This window comes from Pseudomonas synxantha (assembly GCF_900105675.1).
GTDB classification, from domain to species: domain Bacteria; phylum Pseudomonadota; class Gammaproteobacteria; order Pseudomonadales; family Pseudomonadaceae; genus Aquipseudomonas; species Aquipseudomonas synxantha.
In genome coordinates, this window is sequence record NZ_LT629786.1 from 6,647,715 (window position 1) to 6,662,858 (window position 15,144).

Annotated in this window: 16 protein-coding genes; all 16 read right to left on the reverse strand. The window is 63.8% G+C overall.

Going from position 1 to position 15,144, the window contains the following annotated elements; all coding sequences use genetic code 11:
* Positions 1-16 precede the first annotated feature (16 nt).
* From BLU48_RS30760 to BLU48_RS30835, 16 genes are read right to left on the reverse strand one after another with little or no spacing between them, the layout of a single operon-like run.
* Positions 17-1,243 carry a beta-ketoacyl-ACP synthase gene (locus BLU48_RS30760; RefSeq protein ID WP_057023497.1) on the reverse strand — a complete coding sequence of 409 codons (1,227 nt, stop codon included), beginning with the start codon at positions 1,241-1,243 and terminating at the stop codon, positions 17-19.
* Positions 1,243-1,971 carry a 3-oxoacyl-ACP reductase FabG gene (fabG, locus tag BLU48_RS30765; RefSeq protein ID WP_057023496.1) on the reverse strand — a complete coding sequence of 243 codons (729 nt, stop codon included), beginning with the start codon at positions 1,969-1,971 and terminating at the stop codon, positions 1,243-1,245. Before fabG ends, BLU48_RS30760 begins: the two co-directional genes overlap by 1 nt.
* On the reverse strand, positions 1,968-2,429 hold the full coding sequence (locus BLU48_RS30770) for an ApeP family dehydratase (protein WP_046070571.1): 462 nt from the start codon (positions 2,427-2,429) through the stop codon (positions 1,968-1,970). Before BLU48_RS30770 ends, fabG begins: the two co-directional genes overlap by 4 nt.
* The gene (locus tag BLU48_RS30775) at positions 2,426-3,592 is read right to left on the reverse strand and encodes a beta-ketoacyl-[acyl-carrier-protein] synthase family protein (RefSeq protein WP_057023495.1); all 1,167 of its coding nucleotides are present in this window, start codon (positions 3,590-3,592) and stop codon (positions 2,426-2,428) included. Before BLU48_RS30775 ends, BLU48_RS30770 begins: the two co-directional genes overlap by 4 nt.
* A complete protein-coding gene (locus BLU48_RS30780) occupies positions 3,589-4,071 on the reverse strand; it encodes a hypothetical protein (RefSeq protein ID WP_057023494.1) in 483 nt (160 codons plus the stop codon). Before BLU48_RS30780 ends, BLU48_RS30775 begins: the two co-directional genes overlap by 4 nt.
* Complete coding sequence (locus BLU48_RS30785; protein ID WP_057023493.1) at positions 4,068-4,817, reverse strand: class I SAM-dependent methyltransferase; 750 nt, start codon at positions 4,815-4,817, stop codon at positions 4,068-4,070. The genes BLU48_RS30780 and BLU48_RS30785 overlap by 4 nt, the downstream gene beginning before the upstream one ends.
* A complete protein-coding gene (locus BLU48_RS30790; protein WP_057023492.1) occupies positions 4,814-6,061 on the reverse strand; it encodes an NAD(P)/FAD-dependent oxidoreductase in 1,248 nt (415 codons plus the stop codon). Before BLU48_RS30790 ends, BLU48_RS30785 begins: the two co-directional genes overlap by 4 nt.
* Before the next feature lie 33 nt (positions 6,062-6,094).
* Positions 6,095-8,407, reverse strand: a complete 2,313-nt coding sequence (locus BLU48_RS30795) for an MMPL family transporter (protein ID WP_057023491.1) — start codon at positions 8,405-8,407, stop codon at positions 6,095-6,097.
* Entirely contained in the window at positions 8,397-9,047 is a 651-nt protein-coding gene (locus BLU48_RS30800; RefSeq protein ID WP_057023490.1) for an outer membrane lipoprotein carrier protein LolA, read from the reverse strand. Before BLU48_RS30800 ends, BLU48_RS30795 begins: the two co-directional genes overlap by 11 nt.
* A 29-nt stretch (positions 9,048-9,076) precedes the next feature.
* Complete coding sequence (locus BLU48_RS30805; RefSeq protein WP_057023489.1) at positions 9,077-9,502, reverse strand: acyl-CoA thioesterase; 426 nt, start codon at positions 9,500-9,502, stop codon at positions 9,077-9,079.
* Positions 9,495-11,036, reverse strand: coding sequence for an HAL/PAL/TAL family ammonia-lyase (locus BLU48_RS30810; RefSeq protein ID WP_057023488.1), 1,542 nt, complete (start codon positions 11,034-11,036; stop codon positions 9,495-9,497). Before BLU48_RS30810 ends, BLU48_RS30805 begins: the two co-directional genes overlap by 8 nt.
* On the reverse strand, positions 11,020-11,955 hold the full coding sequence (locus BLU48_RS30815) for an LpxL/LpxP family acyltransferase (protein ID WP_057023487.1): 936 nt from the start codon (positions 11,953-11,955) through the stop codon (positions 11,020-11,022). The genes BLU48_RS30810 and BLU48_RS30815 overlap by 17 nt, the downstream gene beginning before the upstream one ends.
* Entirely contained in the window at positions 11,952-12,686 is a 735-nt protein-coding gene (locus BLU48_RS30820; RefSeq protein ID WP_057023486.1) for a glycosyltransferase family 2 protein, read from the reverse strand. Before BLU48_RS30820 ends, BLU48_RS30815 begins: the two co-directional genes overlap by 4 nt.
* The gene (locus BLU48_RS30825; protein WP_057023485.1) at positions 12,679-14,349 is read right to left on the reverse strand and encodes an ApeI family dehydratase; all 1,671 of its coding nucleotides are present in this window, start codon (positions 14,347-14,349) and stop codon (positions 12,679-12,681) included. Before BLU48_RS30825 ends, BLU48_RS30820 begins: the two co-directional genes overlap by 8 nt.
* Complete coding sequence (locus BLU48_RS30830) at positions 14,346-14,891, reverse strand: COG4648 family protein (RefSeq protein ID WP_057023484.1); 546 nt, start codon at positions 14,889-14,891, stop codon at positions 14,346-14,348. The genes BLU48_RS30825 and BLU48_RS30830 overlap by 4 nt, the downstream gene beginning before the upstream one ends.
* Positions 14,888-15,142 carry an acyl carrier protein gene (locus BLU48_RS30835; protein ID WP_003209389.1) on the reverse strand — a complete coding sequence of 85 codons (255 nt, stop codon included), beginning with the start codon at positions 15,140-15,142 and terminating at the stop codon, positions 14,888-14,890. Before BLU48_RS30835 ends, BLU48_RS30830 begins: the two co-directional genes overlap by 4 nt.
* Positions 15,143-15,144: the final 2 nt, after the last annotated feature.

Below are 15,144 nucleotides of genomic sequence, written 5' to 3' on the forward strand. Positions count from 1 at the left end.
TCCAATCGATTAAAAGTCAGGACCAGCGGCGGAAGATCAACGAGGTGTTGACGCCGCCGAAAGCGAAGTTGTTGTTCATCACATAGTCGTTGTGCATCTGCCGAAAGCCCCCTTGCAGGTAATCGAGCTCGCCGCATTGCGGGTCGACCGAGTCCAGGTTGAAGGTGTGCACGTACTCGTCGCGGTTCATCATTTCGATGCTGAACCACGACTCCAGCGCGCCGCAGGCACCCAGGGTGTGGCCGAGGAAACTCTTCTGCGAGCTGATCGGCATGCGGCTGCCGAACAGGCTGCTGGTGGCTAGGGTTTCGGCGATGTCGCCCTGGTCGGTGGCGGTGCCATGGCCGTTGACGTAGCCAATGGCGGACGGTTCAAGCCCGGCATCTTCCAGGGCCAGTTCCATGGCGCGGCGCATGGTTTTCTGCTCCGGGCGGGTGGTGTGCTGGCCGTCGGCGTTGCTGCCAAAACCGACCAGCTCGGCGTGGATGTGCGCACCCCGCGCCAGGGCATGTTCCAGCTCCTCGAGCACCAGCATGCCGCCGCCTTCGCCGATCACCAGGCCATCGCGGCCGCTGTCGTAGGGGCGTGGGCTGGTTTGCGGTGCGTCGTTCTTCAGGCTGGTGGCGTAGAGCGCATCGAACACCATGGCTTCGGTGGGGCAGAGCTCTTCGGCGCCACCGGCGAGCATCAAGGGCAGCCGCCCGAACTTGATCGCCTCGTAGGCGTAGCCGATGCCCTGGCTGCCGCTGGTGCAGGCGCTGGACGTGGGGATCAAACGCCCGGTGAGGCCAAAGAAGATGCTGATATTCGCCGCTGTGGTGTGGGGCATCATGCGCACATAGGAGTTGGCGTTGAGCCCTTCGGCCACCGAGTTGAGCAGCATATTGCCGAAGGCCTTGATCTCATCGGTGCTGCCGGTGGACGAGCCACAGGCCACGCCCATGCGCCCGTCCTTGATCGACTCGTCACCGAGCAGACCGGCGTCGTGCAACGCCTGTTCCGCCGCCCACACTGCCAGGCGCGAGACGCGGCCCATGCTGCGCAGCTGCTTGCGGGTCCAGTGGGCGGGCACGACGAAATCATCAATGGGCCCGGCCAGGCGCGTGTTCAATTCGGTAAAGCGGTCCCACTCATCCATGCGCCGGATGCCACTGCGGTTGGCGCGAAAGTTGGCGGCAATGGTCCCCCAGTCGCTGCCCAGGGAGGTCATGCCGGCCATGCCAGTGACGACGACGCGCTTCATCAGCACAGGCCTCCGTTCACGGCCAGCACCTGGCGCGTGATATAGCTGGCTTCGGCCGACATCAGGAAATTCACTGCGCCGGCGACTTCTTCCGGGGTCCCCATGCGTTGCGCGGGGATCATTTTCATCAGTTCTTCAACGGGGACGTTTTCATCCAGCATCGCAGTATCGATCAACCCGGGCGCCACGCAGTTGACGGTGATCTTGCGCTTGCCCAACTCGATGGCCAGTGCCTTGGCCGCGCCGATCAGGCCGGCTTTTGAAGCGCTGTAGTTGACCTGGCCGCGGTTGCCGATCAACCCGGAGACCGACGTGATACACACGATGCGCCCGGCGGCGCGGCGGCGGATCATCGGCATCATTACCGGGTGCAGCACGTTGTAGAAACCATCAAGGTTGGTGCGCATCACTACGTCCCAGTCGTCTTCCGACAGCGCCGGGAACGCGCCGTCGCGGGTCAGGCCAGCATTGAGCACCACGCCGTAGTAGGCGCCATGTTGCTCCACATCGGCTTCAAGGATGGCCTTGCAATTGGCGCGGTCGGACACGTCGAATTGCAGCACCCGCGCCTTGCGCCCCAGGGCCTCGATCTCGACCTGCACGGCGTCGGCTTCGGCGCGACCACTGCGGCAATGCAGCACGATGTCATGGCCGGCCTGGGCCAGGCGCAGGGCAATGGCGCGGCCGATGCCACGGCTGGAGCCGGTGACCAGTACGGATTCAGTCATGGCGTTTGGTCCTTCGATTCATCTAGATAGTTGGCCGCCTGGGGCGGTCGAAATACGTTCAAGCGGGCGCTGGCCTGGATACCGTCGCCGGTGAGGTGGCATTCGAACACACCCATGCCGTTGTCGTCTTCCAGGGAACGCAGGCCGTGGATATTCAGCTCGGCGCCGGCGGGAAAGTGCTCCACGTTGCACTCGAATTTACGCGTGCCCAACAGGAAGCCCAGCTCTACCGCCTGGCCTTGCTGGCGCGCACGGCAGCCGGCATAGGCGGCGACGCTTTGCGCCATCAACTCCAGGCCGACCCAGGCCGGCAGGCTGCCGTCAGGGCGGTTGAACAGGCCGCCGGGCTTGACGGTGACGCGGGTGCGGACCTGCTCTTCATCGAACGACAGCACCTGGTCGATCAGGATCATGTCGCCCGCATGGGGCAGTAGTTCGGCAAGTGGCCAATCGATCATGGGGCCTCTGCAATTATCAGGCTGACGTTGTTGCCTCCGAAGGCAAACGAGTTGCTCATCAGGCAGGTTTTTTTCAAGGTGTCGCCGCTGCGTGTCCATTGCAAGGCGGGCAGCGCCGGATCGGCTTGGCCGTCCCATACGTGGGGTGGCAGCAAGCCGTGGCTCAGGCTCAACCAGCAAAACGCCGCTTCCAGGGCTCCGGCAGCGCCGAGGGTGTGACCGGTCATGGGTTTGGTCGACGAGCAGGCTACGCCATCGGGGAACAGGCTGGCGACCGCCAGGCTTTCCATGGCGTCGTTGTGTTGGGTGGCGGTGCCGTGCAGGTTCAGGTAGCCGATCTGCTCGGGAGCCAGCTTTGCGTTGGCCAGGGCCTTGCGCATCGCTTGCAGCGCGCCCTTGCCGCTGGGCTCCGGCGCGGAGATATGGTGGGCATCGCAACTGGCTCCGCTGCCCAGCAAGGCGATCGGTGCCGGCTCGCGGCTCATCAGGAACAGCACCGCCGCTTCACCGATATTGATGCCGTTGCGGTTCACCGAGAACGGATTGCAGCGCTCGCTGGAGACCGCCTCCAATGCGGTGAAACCGTTCAGTGTCAGCTTGCACAGGCTGTCCACGCCGCCGCAGATCACCGCATCGCAGATGCCGAGATCCAGCAGGCGCTGGGCACTCATCAGTGCCCGGGCGCTGGAGGTGCAGGCGGTAGAAATCACATAGGCCGGGCCGCTCAGTTGCAGCCAGTCGGCGAGGAAATTCGCCGGGGCGCTGAGTTCCTGTTGCTGGTAGTCGTAGTCGGCGGGGAATTGCTGGTCGCGCAGGTAGTGGGCAATGCCGCGGCTGGCCTCATCGATGCCTGAGGTGCTGGTGCCGAGCACAATGCCAACCCGCGAAGGCCCGTAGGTTTGGATCGCCTGGCGCAGCTGAGCTTCGATCTGCAATGCCGCTTCCAACAGCAACTGGTTATTGCGGCTGCTCTGTTGGCCCAGCGTCACCGGCAGGGGCGCCAGCTCGCCGTGCACGGCCGCCACCGGCACCACGCGCTCCGGCACCCAACCGCCTTCGGCGCGCATGCCCGAGCAGTCGCCGGCAAACAGCCTGCGGCTGACTTCGGCCTGGCCGCGGCCAAGGGCGCAGATCACGCCGAGGGCATTGAGGTAAGCGGTCATCGTTTGAGGCCCAGCGGAGTAATGCGATAACGCAACGGCTGGCCCGCCATGTTCACGCTGAACACCTCGGAGGACTGATAGACGATCTGCCAATGGCCCGGCAGCGTGCGCGTCAAGTCCATGGCCTGGGCGTGCGGATACAGCGCCGGCACTTCATCGGCCGAGGTCAGGGCAAACAGCAGCGCGGCGAACAACTCCCGGGCCTGGGGATTGGGTGGCAGCAAACCGTCGGCCTGCCATTGGCCATCGACCAGCTTTTGCCGGGCCAGGGGAATGCCCAGTGGGTCCATCATCGACCAGCGAATCGCGCTGCCTTCGCGTTGGATCACCAGCAACCAATCCTGGCTCTGGCCGTCCGCAAGGCGTTGCACGTGTAATTGCATCGGCAAGGCCAGGGTTGGCATTCTTTCCGGCAGTGGTGCCTGGCTGGCGCAGGCGCTCAGCAGCAATACGCAACCGATCAACAGCAGGCGCATCATGGGGCAGCATTCTCCAAAGGTTTACGCGCTACGCAGTTGACCAGGGTTTCCTCGCGCTGGCCTACCGGCGGCGCCTTGCGCAGGCCCCAGCGCTCCAGCAGGCCGAAGTCGCTGGAGCGGCTCCACCACAGGTAGGGGTACGAGACATTTTGCGGGGCAAATTCAAAGCCCTGCTCGCGGAGCATCTCCAGGTATTGCTCGGCGCTTTTCTGCACATGCATCGGGTGGCGGAACAGCCAGCGAATCACCCAGGTGTCGATATAGGCTTCGGTGGATTCGGCAAACAGCAGATAACCGCCCGGCTTGAGCACCCGATAAAACTCCTTGAGCGCGCGATGTTGCTCGACCAAGTGGTGAAAGGTCTGGTGGCAGAACACGATATCCACGCTGGCATCCGGTACCTTTAGGGTGGCGCAGTCGCTGCCGATCAACTCGACAGCCATGCCCTGGCGCTCGGCTTCTTCGCGGCTCAGTTCGAGACTGTGGGGGTCAGCATCCAGGCCGATCAGGCGTGAGGGCGCAAACACCTCCTGCAGCAACCTGAAGGATTTACCCTGGCCGCAACCGGCGTCGAGTAATACCGGCGCCAACGGCAGCGGCTCGCTGAACAGGCTGCGCAGGTCATTGATCGCCACGCGCAAGACGTGATGCTGCCAGGTATGGCTGCGCAGGAACCAGAAGCCGAACCTGGTTTCTTCGACGTAATTCTTGCTCAGGTAGTTTTTTCCAACGGCAGGACTGCTCATACCACTTCACTCGCACAAATATCCGACAACATCCGCAACCGCCGCTTCGGTTCGCTGACAAACGGGTTGCGCTCATCCCAGGCGTAGCCGGCCAGGATCGCGCTGATCATGCGGCGAATCTCCGGTGAGCTGCCAGGATGGAAAATCACGTCCTGGAATGTGCCGGCATACCAGCCTTCGACGTAGCAGCGGAAGGTGTCGACACCACGTTTCAAGGGCTCGGCGAATTCGCTTTGCCAGTCGACAGTCTCACCGTTGAGCTGACGATGCAGGACCGCAGCGGCCATGCTCGCCGAACGCATGGCGATGGTCACGCCCGAAGAGAACACCGGGTCGAGGAATTCCGCCGCATTGCCCAGCAGCGCAAAGCCCGGGCCGTGCAGGGTTTTGACGTTGGCCGAGTAACCACCGATGCTGCGCGCCGGGGTGTCCCATACGGCATTGCTGAGCACGCCGGACAGGCTTGGCGTTTCGTCGATGAAGCTGCGCAGACAGGCGTCGAGGTCGCTGTCGCGGCCATCGAAATGCGCCTTGGCCGCAACCACGCCCACTGAGCAGCGGCCATTGCTGAACGGGATGGTCCAGAACCAGATATCGCGCTGGGTTGGATGGGTGGTGACGAGGATCTTGGTGCGATCGAAGCCTGGGTGTGCGATGTGGTCTTCGACGTGGGTAAACACGGCCTGGCGCAGCGGAAAGTTCGACGGTGCTTCAAGGTCCAGCAGACGCGGCAGCACGCGACCATAGCCGCTGGCGTCGAGCACGAACTTGGCCTTGATGTGGTACTCGCTGCCGTTCTGTCGGCGCACATGCAGGTAGCGGCACTCGCCGGAGAAATCCACGCCGACAATGGTGTGGCCATAGCGGATGTCCACGCCCTGCAACGCCGCCTGATCGGCCAGCAATTTGTCGAACTCGCCGCGTTGCACCTGGTAAGTGGTGGGCTTGCCGTTGCTGAACGTGTCACCAAAATCAAACGCACTGTAGCGCTCGCCCCAGGCGAAGGCAGCGCCGGTTTTTACCTGGAAGCCCGCCGCTTGTACGGCGTCGAGCATGCCCGCTTCTTCGATAAAGTCGATACAGTGCGACAGCAGGCTTTCGCCAATCGAAAAGCGCGGGAAATGCTCGCGCTCGATGATCAATACATCATGCCCTTTGCGCTTTAACAGCGCGGCCGCGATAGCACCGGAAGGCCCGGCACCGATCACCACCACCTGGCGACGTTCCATTTCAACTATGGGCACGAGGGCTCCTTGCCGCATGGGCGATAATCGCATTCATAAGGTGTGTTTCTGCTGCCCGGCCCAGGGCGCCAGCATAAAGCTGAACGCCAGGCCGAGGCTGACCGACAGGCCGAAATTACTCACCGCCGGTGTACTGGAGACTGCCAGCAGGCCGAACGACAACCAAGTCGTCAGTGCTGCCAGCAGCGTCCCCAACAGGCTGACAGCCGGGCCGCCGATCTGCTCGCGCATCAAAATCGCATAGTCAACGCTGATGGCCGTCACCAGCAACAGGCCGAACAGGCTGAACAGGGTCAGTGGCTGGCCCAGCCAGCCGAGGCTGGCCAGGCTGCACAGCGCGGCCAGCAGCGGCAGGGCGACGATACGCAAGGCACCGCCAAAACCAAAGGGTGCAATCAGCAACAGCACAATCAGCACGCAGGACATCAACTTCAATTCGGCGGCGCTGATTTGCGTGTCAGCAAAAACCCGGTTCAAGTCGCCCAGGCGATCGACCAATTGCACACCGGGCAAGTCCAGTGCCTGCACCCGCAGCAGCGCCGGGTTGTTCAAGCCTTGCAGGCTGACCATGGCCGCCACGCCGCCGTCGACCGGGCCGAGCCACAGCGTGCGCCAGGGTTCGGCAAGTGGGCCTTGCAGCGCAGCGTCGATGTCGGCGGTGGGCAGCGCCTGCAACTGCGCGACTTCGGCTTGCAGGGCGCTGGCGGGCACACCCAGGTCCAGCAGCGGCTGCCAGTGTTGCGCCAGATTGTTCAGGGCGTCCCGCAGTTGTTGCTGCTCGTCAGGGAGACTCACCAATTGATTGAGCGCCAGGTAACCCTGGAGCTTGTCCATATTCACCAACTGATCCAGGCGTTTACCCAAGGCGACTTGGCGTTCCAGCAACTGCTGCTGATTGTCGGCCCGCACCAGGAAAAACTGGCTGGTCGGCTGGAACCCGGTGATGCGCGCTACGGCCTGGGCTTCCTGGAGCAATTGCGGCGGCGCGCCGATCCATTGGCGGATATCGTTCTTGCTGTTCAGTTGCCACAGGCCCCCGGCGCAGAACAACAGTACCCACACCAGCAGCACTGAACTGGGCACGTGCTTGATCAGCGCCGTACGCATCTGCCAAAGACTTTCGGCGATGCGCAGCGGCCATTGCGCCGGGCGCAGTTCCACACCCTTGAGCAACGCCGGCAACAGGCACACGGCGCACAAATAAGCACCAACTAGCCCGGCGGCGGAGAACACCGCGATTTGCGTCAGGGCCGGGAACGGTGTCCAGGCCAATGCCAGGTAGCCGATGCAACTGGTGGCCAGGCTCAGGCTCAGCCCCGGCAGGGTCAGGCGCAACGCCGGCCAACTGCGCCAGGGTTGCAGGCTCCAGCTTTTCGACAGGTAGTGCAGTGGGTAATCCACCGCCACGCCGATCAGGCTGGAACCCAGCACCAGGGTCATCACATGCATATGCCCGAACAGCGCCACGCAGGCCACCGCGCCAAACAGCATGCCCACCAGCACCGGCACAAACGCCAGCAATACGCGCCAGCGTCGGAATGCCAGCAGCAGCAACAGCAGGATGCCGACGGTCGCACCGCCGCCGACCCAGGTGATTTCCCGGGTGGCCTGGCGTTGCCCGTTGGCGGCATAGAGCAAGCCGCTGGCGGCGAGCAGCTGCGCGCCTTGCTCGTCAGCTTGTGCGCGACTGGCCTGGAGCAGGTCCGCCACTTGCAGCGGCAATTGCATATCGAAGGCATTGCCGGTGGTGCGCGCCCGCAGCAGCACCCAGCTTTTGCCGTCGGCGTCGGCGATCAAGGCGCCGCTGCCGATATCCAGTTGCACCGAGCCGTGTTGCGGTTGGCTGTTCTGAATGCGCCCGGTCAGGCCCAGCCAGTCGTCCTGGCTCGGCACCAGGCTGAAGCCGGTGAAGGGATCGAACAGCGCTTGCACCCGTTGCTGGATGAAGGCGTCGGGTTGCTCAATCAACTGCTCGCGGTCCTTGGCCGAGAGCATCGACAAGCGCCCGCGCAGCAGTTGCTCGCGCAGTGCTGGCAGGTCGGCCTGCAGGTTCCACTGCACTTTTTCAAACAAGCCGCTGGCCTGCCAGCGCTCGCCCAATTGTTGTGCCAAGGCCAGTGCTTGCTGGCGGTCGGCATGCCCGACCAACACCAGCATTTCGCGGTTGAGCGGCTCCTGCATGCGCTGTTCGGCTTGCTGTTCAAGGGCGTCCGGCGTGCTGCCGGGCACCAGCTCCATCAGGTTGGCCGACAACGGCGCGCCATGGCGCCACTGCCAGCCGGCCAGGGCCAGCACGGCCACCAGCAGGATCAGGAACAGGCGCGGCAGCAGGCGCTCACTGGGCAAAGTCGTGTTGCTCCGCTGCGCTCAAGGGTTGGCTGGCCGTGCTGTCCTGCATGCGCAGCACGGTGCTGTCGCCCTGGGTTTCCAGCAGTTCGATGGTGTGCACCAGCTCGCCGCCGTCGATATTGATCCGGGTGAACACTTGCTTGAGCAGCAGCGAGCGCGGGATCAGGGTGAGCTTCCATTGCTGGGCCGGGCCTTGCAGTTGCAGTTCGAAGTCACGCTGCAAGCCGCTGCTGTCGCCCTGCAGCACCGCGAGGAACAGGCGATTCTGCTCGGCGCCGGCGCTCTTGTTCGGCAGCGGTTGCCAGCCGTTGGCGTCACGCCGGGCTATGCCTTGGGCGTTGATGCGGTAGTCCTGTTGCAGCGGGGTTTTGAGCAGCCACAGCAGGCCATGGTCCTTGGCGAGCACGAAGGTGCCTTTGCTGACGAGTGGCTGGGGCAGGGCGCGCAGGTGTTTTTCCTGGATGAAGTTGCCGTGGATGACGGAAGGTTTTGCAAGCTGGTCGCTCAACTGCTGCAAGTCGAAAGCCTGGGCATTGAAGCTCAGCAACAACGCGACCCCTGTAGGAGCGAGCTTGCTCGCGAAAAACCTGAGGGCGCTGCGCAGTGTCAGTTGGCGCGCGTTATCGTTAACGTCCATCGCGGGCAAGCCCACTCCCACAGGGGATCTCATTTCAAAGCTCTCTCTACGGCGTCGGTGAATACTCTGGGCGAGGCCAGCTGCATCTCGCGGCTGGCGATTTCCACCGCCACCTGCACGGTGCTGGCGCGGGTCAAGCGCTCGCCGCTGGCCAGGTCAGTGATCAGGTAGTTGACCTTCAAACGATTCTCCCACTCCACCAGGCTGGCGCGCACATTGAGGGTCTGGCCGAAGGTGGCGCCACGTACATAGCGTAGCTGCATGTCGATCACCGGCCAGGCGTAGCCGGACTCGAGCATCGCCGTGTAGTTATGGCCGATCTTGTCCAGCAACGCACAGCGCGCCACTTCCAGGTACTTCACGTAATGCCCGTGCCAAACCACGTTCATGGTGTCGATATCGAAAAACGGCACGAGGATTTCAGTGTCGCTGTGCAACACACCCTGACTACGCATGCAGCCCCCAGTGTTGCTCGGCGATGCGTTGCAGGCACAGGCGCAGTTCGCCTTCCAGGGCGCGGTCTTCGATGACTGGCGGGAAGTCCTTGGCCAGCTCTGCGTGCATCGCGGCCAATGCCGGTGGCAGCGGTCGTGCATCCTCGGCCTGCGCGCGCAGCCACACGCCCTGGTTGGCAGCGAGCAGGGTAGCGGCGGCGACCTGTTCGGTCAGCTCCAGCACACGGATGGCGTCGCGGGCGGCGATGGTGCCCATGCTGACCTTGTCCTGGTTGTGGCACTCGGTGGAGCGTGAGAACACGCTGGCCGGCATGGTGTTTTTCAAGGCTTCGGCGGTCCAGGCGCTGGTACCGATCTGCACGGCCTTGAAGCCGTGGTTGATCATCGCTCGGTCAGCCGGGGCGCCTGATAGGTTGCTCGGCAGGCCGTGGTTGTAACGCACGTCCACCAGCAGCGCGAGTTGGCGGTCAAGCAGGTCGGCGACGTTGGCCACCAGGGTCTTGAGGCTGTCCATGGCAAAGGCGATATGCCCGCCGTAGAAATGCCCGCCGTGCAGCACGCGCTCTGCTTCGGCGTCGATGATTGGGTTGTCGTTGGCGCTGTTGAGCTCGATCTCGATAAATGAGCGCAGCCAGTTCAGGCTGTCGGCCAGCACACCGAGCACGTGGGGGGCGCAACGCAAGGAGTAGCGATCCTGCAGGCGATGCAATGGCGCCGTTGGCGCATCAATCGCCAGGTCGTTGCGCAGCCATGCGGCAACCTGCATCTGCCCCGGGTGCGGCTTGGCGGCGAACAGGCGCTCGTCGAAGTGCTCCGGGTTGCCTTGCAGCGCCACCACATTCAGCGCGGTGATGCGCGTGGCCAGGTGCAGCAGGTAGTCGGCGCGGGCGAAGGCCAGACAAGCAATGCCGGTCATTACCGCGGTGCCGTTCATTAACGCCAGGGCTTCCTTGGGCCGCAATACCAGCGGCTCCCAGCCCAGTTCGCGATGCACTTCGGCCGCCTGGCGACGTTCGCCTCGGAACAGCACTTCACGTTCGCCGGACAAGGTCGCGGCCACGTAGGACAGCGGCGTCAAGTCGCCGCTGGCACCCACCGAACCCTCTTCCGGGATCAGCGGCAGTACGTCGTGTTTGAGGAAGGCGTGCAGGCGCTCCAGCAATTCCACGCGTACCCCGGACACGCCGTGACACAGCGACTGCAAACGCGCCGCCAGTACCGCCCGGGTCGCCTGGGCATCGAGCAACTTGCCCAACCCGCACCCATGAAAGGTGTACAGATGACGGGGCAGCGCCTCGACATGTTCCAGCGGCACCGCCACCACGCAGGAATCGCCGTAGCCGGTTGTCACGCCGTAGATCACGCCTTCCTTGTCCAGCAGCGAGTCGAGGAACTGCGCGCCCTTGGCGATGCGTTGGCGATACGCCACGTCATCTTGCAATTGCGTGGGCACCTGACGGTTGGCCAGGGCCAGCACGTCTTCGATGCGCAAAGGGCGTTCGCCAAAGGTTACCGGCTCAAGATGCGTCGTCATCGGTCTTCCAGAAAGGGTAAAAGTTGAACCATTGTTGGGGCGCTTGCAGGCAAAACTGGGCCAGGCGTGCGGCGTAGCGTGCGGTCCACTCGGCAATCACTTGCTCGCGGGTGCTGCGCTTCCATTCGATCAACGGCGCGAAAGGCTCGATGGTCAGGCGATAGCGGCCTTGGTGTTTGAGGCACATCAGCAGGTTCACCGGGCATTTGAGCAGGCCGGCCAGCAGCCACGGGCCTTGGGGGAAGGCGGCGGCATGGCCGAGAAAGTCCACGCGCACCGTGCGCCCGTCGTGCAGGGGTATGCGGTCGCCGGCAATCGCCAGCCACTCGCCGTCGTCCAGGCGTTGACTGAGCAAGAGCATCGTGGCCGGGTCCAGTTCGCTGACCTGGATCAGGCGCAAATGGGTGGCGCCGGCCTCGCCCAACAGGCGGTTAAAACGCTCGGCGTGCTTGGTGTGCACCAGCACGTTCATGGTCACCTGCTCACCGATCTCCGCCAGGGCGCGGCACACTTCGAGGTTGCCCAGGTGCGCGCCCACCAGCATCTGCCCGCGTTCGCCGCGCAGTTGCCCGCGCAATTGCGCCGGGTCGTCGATGTCGATCTGCTCCAGGCTTAGCTTGCCGTTCCACACATCGAGCTTGTCCAGCAGCGAATCGGCGAAGGCCATGAACTGGCCGAAGACTTTCCTGTGGGTGGGATGCAGCTCATTGCGCCCACTCCATTCGGCCAGGCGCTGCTGGTATTGCCAGGCGCTGTGGCGGGCGGTGCGGCCGAACAGGAAGAAGTAAAAAACGATGCTGTACAACAACGGGCTCAACAAACGACGACCGAGGATTTTTGCCGCGACCGCGGTGAATTTCATCAACCAGAAGCTGCCACGTTCCTCGCGATCGGCCCAGTGCTTGGTGCTGTCGCTCATGCCTGCCACCGTCGCCACAGGATCATCGGCGCACGCACCAACATGCCGAAAAACAGCCGCGTATGCATAGCGCTGATGCGAACGTTGTCGCGGAACAAGCGAAAGTGCGACAAGCCGTCAGCCGGGTAGTGCACCTGGGTCGGCAGCCAGCGCATCGGTTGGTTGCGCCAGGCCAGGCGCACCAGGATGTCGGAGTCGAAATCCATGTGCGTGCCGATATAAGCCGAGTCCATCAAGGCCAGTGTCGGCGCCAGCGGGTACACGCGAAAGCCGCACATGGAGTCGCGGATCTGCAACGACAGGGTGTTGATCCACACCCACACGTGGGTCAGGTAGCGCGCATACAAGCGGCCTTTGGGCACGCTGTCGTCGTATTCGGGGTAGCCGCAGATGATCGCGTTGGGGTGCCGGCGGGAGGTATCGATAAAGGTCTCGACCTCACGCAAGTCATGCTGGCCGTCGGCATCCACTTGCAGGGCGTGGGTGTAGCCCAGGCGCGCCGCTTCCCGGAAACCGGCCATGACCGCGCCGCCTTTGCCTTGGTTGCTGGGCAGGGTCAGCAGGGTGACGCTGTCCAGCGTCGCCAGTTGCGCCAGCACCGCTGCGCAGGCCGGGCTGCTGCCATCGTCGACCAGCAGGCAGGGCAGGCCGCTGTCGAGCAGGCTGCGGACCACCGCGGGCACGGCGGCTTCGTGGTTGTAGACCGGGATCAGGGCGCAAGGGTTATGCATGTGCAGCCTCCAGCACTATCCGTCCGCTGGAACAGGCAGCGATGCCGTTGCGGTAGGCGAAGTACAGCTTGCGGCGTTCCCGGTCAAAGCGCAGGTGCAGTTCGATTTGATCGCCTGGACGCACCAGTTGCTGGAACTTGAGCACTTCCATCCCGGCGAATGTGCCCGGCAACTCCAGCAGTTGCTGGCCCAGGTTGAATGCCCACTCCACCTGCACCACGCCTGGCAGCACAGGCGTCACCGGGAAGTGCCCGCTGAAATAGGCCAGGTCCGGCGGAACGCTCAGTTGCACGGTCCATTCGCCATCGGCTTCGACCTGCTCCAGCACTTCGGGGGCTTTTGGCCGGGGAGCCAGCAGAAGTGCTTCGATGTCGGCCTGGGGCAGCTTGCCCTGGCTGTTCAGCGGCAATTGGCGCAGCAATCGCCAGCGCCGGGGCAGAGCCAGGGCTTCGCAATGTTGGCCCAGGTGCTGGCGCAGGGTTTGGGTGAGCGTGCGCCGGCCCTGGTTGCGCAGGGCGTGCAGGCCAGCCGCGCTGAGTACCACCAGGGCACCGAGGGAGGCGCGGTTTTCCTGCACCACGCCCAGGCGGGTTTCCGCAACCCAGGGGTGGGTCATCAGCGCTTGTTCCAGCATCGGCAGGGAGATGCGTTTTTCTTCCAGCTTGACGATGCGGTCCAGACGGCCCAGCAATTCGAAACGGCCATCGGCATGGATGCGTGCGGCGTCGGCGGTCTGCTCCACATGCCCTTCGGGCAGGTATTTTGATGCGATGCGCAGCGCGCCGTCGGCATCCTGGCTCAGTTGCACATCGGCAAACGGCTGCCAGGGTTGCGCGCCCTGGCGCCAGGCGATGCCGCCGGTTTCCGAACTGCCGAGAATTTCCGTCGGCCATTGCTGCAAGCGGTCGTATAGGCTGCCGGCGGCTTCAACCGGCAAAGCACCGCCGGAGGAAAACACTCGCGCTACTTGGCTCAGTGCCGCCCAGTCGAGATTGTCGCCCATGCGCTTGAGCAGCGCCGGGCTGGCAACCCAGGCAAATTGTGGGTGCTCGCGGCTGGCGCGCTGCATGTCCTCGGGAAATGCCAGTTGCTGGCGCACAAAGCTGCGGCCGGCGCACAGCGGCCACAGCACGCGAAACAGCAAGCCGTAGATGTGCTGGGTAGCGACGCTGCCGATGATGCAGGCGTCTTTGAGGTCCGCCCCCCACAGGGCTTCCAGCGCCTGGACTTCATTGGCCAGTTGGCGCAGGGATTTGTCGATGCGCTTGGGCTCACCGCTGGAGCCGGAGGTACACAGGCTCAGTTGGCAGCTGTCCAGATCAAGAACCGCAGGGCTCAGTGGCGCCTGGTACAGCGCCTCGAGGTCAGCGGCTTCGGTCAGCCAGGCGTCAACGGCAGGCGCCCAGCGTTGGCGGGTCTGGGGTTGCAGGTCGGCGGGCAGCAACACGCTGGCACCGGCGCGCCAGGCGCCCAGCAAGGCAACCGCCAGGACGCCGGCGTCTTCCAGGTACACGGCCAGGCGCCGGATGCCTCGCGCCTGCAGGCCGGCCGCCAGGCGCAGTGACGCTTCCCACAGTTGGGCGTGGTTCATGTCAGGCTCGGTGGTGACCGAGCGCTGTTGCAGCGGCTCAAGCAACAAGTGCTCAAGTTTCAACCCATTCATACGCGGCCTCGAAGCCTTTGTCGTACCAGCCATTCCACGGCAAACAACAGCGCCATCAGCCCGTAGGCGATCAAGCCGTTGTACAACGTCCACCAGCTCAGCGGCGCCCACAGCGTGAGTGCGGCGGCGAGCAAGCCATTACACAGAAAAAATGCACTCCACACCACGGTGACCTGGCGGGTATACACGATTGCCTTCGGCGGCAGCTGCGGGTCAGTCATGCGTGCCAAGCGCTCGACCATCGGCGGGCCGTATTTCAGGCTCAGGCCGAACAGCGCCAACATGAACGCGCTGACCAGGCTTGGGTACCAGCGCAGCCACTGCGGGTTATCGAACCAGGCCAGCAGCAGGCAGAACAGGATCACCGTCGCCGCCATCCAGCGGCTGCCCGGGCGCCGCGCAGCCGTCAGGGCGCGCAGCAGCCACAAACTGCCCAGCAACAAGCCGAACTGCCACGGCGCAAAGTGCTCGGTGCCGTAATACACGGCGAAGGGGTACAGCAGCCCCGCCAACAACAGTCCAAGGCCGATCAGCCGGCTCATGCGGCGGGCTGGACCAGACGGTACACCGCCTCAACCACGTCGTTCACAGTGCGTACGGCCTTGAACTCTTCGGCGGCGATCTTCTTGCCGGTCTGGCGCTTGATGTGGTCGATCAGGTCCACGGCGTCGATGCTGTCGATTTCCAGGTCCTGGTACAGGTTGGCGTCAAGGGTGACGCGTTCAGGTTCCAGCTCAAACAGTTCCACCAAGGCGTCGCGCAGGGTGTTGAAAATATCGTCACGAGTTTGCATGG

Coding starts and splice junctions, on each gene's coding strand:
- BLU48_RS30805 (WP_057023489.1), bottom strand. CDS start 9,502: ATGCGTAGTCAGGGTGTGTTGCACAGCGACACTGAAATCCTCGTGCCG.
- BLU48_RS30825 (WP_057023485.1), bottom strand. CDS start 14,349: ATGAATGGGTTGAAACTTGAGCACTTGTTGCTTGAGCCGCTGCAACAG.
- BLU48_RS30785 (WP_057023493.1), bottom strand. CDS start 4,817: ATGAGCAGTCCTGCCGTTGGAAAAAACTACCTGAGCAAGAATTACGTC.
- BLU48_RS30830 (WP_057023484.1), bottom strand. CDS start 14,891: ATGAGCCGGCTGATCGGCCTTGGACTGTTGTTGGCGGGGCTGCTGTAC.
- BLU48_RS30770 (WP_046070571.1), bottom strand. CDS start 2,429: ATGATCGATTGGCCACTTGCCGAACTACTGCCCCATGCGGGCGACATG.
- BLU48_RS30775 (WP_057023495.1), bottom strand. CDS start 3,592: ATGACCGCTTACCTCAATGCCCTCGGCGTGATCTGCGCCCTTGGCCGC.
- BLU48_RS30835 (WP_003209389.1), bottom strand. CDS start 15,142: ATGCAAACTCGTGACGATATTTTCAACACCCTGCGCGACGCCTTGGTG.
- BLU48_RS30815 (WP_057023487.1), bottom strand. CDS start 11,955: ATGAGCGACAGCACCAAGCACTGGGCCGATCGCGAGGAACGTGGCAGC.
- BLU48_RS30800 (WP_057023490.1), bottom strand. CDS start 9,047: ATGGACGTTAACGATAACGCGCGCCAACTGACACTGCGCAGCGCCCTC.
- BLU48_RS30760 (WP_057023497.1), bottom strand. CDS start 1,243: ATGAAGCGCGTCGTCGTCACTGGCATGGCCGGCATGACCTCCCTGGGC.
- BLU48_RS30810 (WP_057023488.1), bottom strand. CDS start 11,036: ATGACGACGCATCTTGAGCCGGTAACCTTTGGCGAACGCCCTTTGCGC.
- BLU48_RS30780 (WP_057023494.1), bottom strand. CDS start 4,071: ATGATGCGCCTGCTGTTGATCGGTTGCGTATTGCTGCTGAGCGCCTGC.
- fabG (WP_057023496.1), bottom strand. CDS start 1,971: ATGACTGAATCCGTACTGGTCACCGGCTCCAGCCGTGGCATCGGCCGC.
- BLU48_RS30820 (WP_057023486.1), bottom strand. CDS start 12,686: ATGCATAACCCTTGCGCCCTGATCCCGGTCTACAACCACGAAGCCGCC.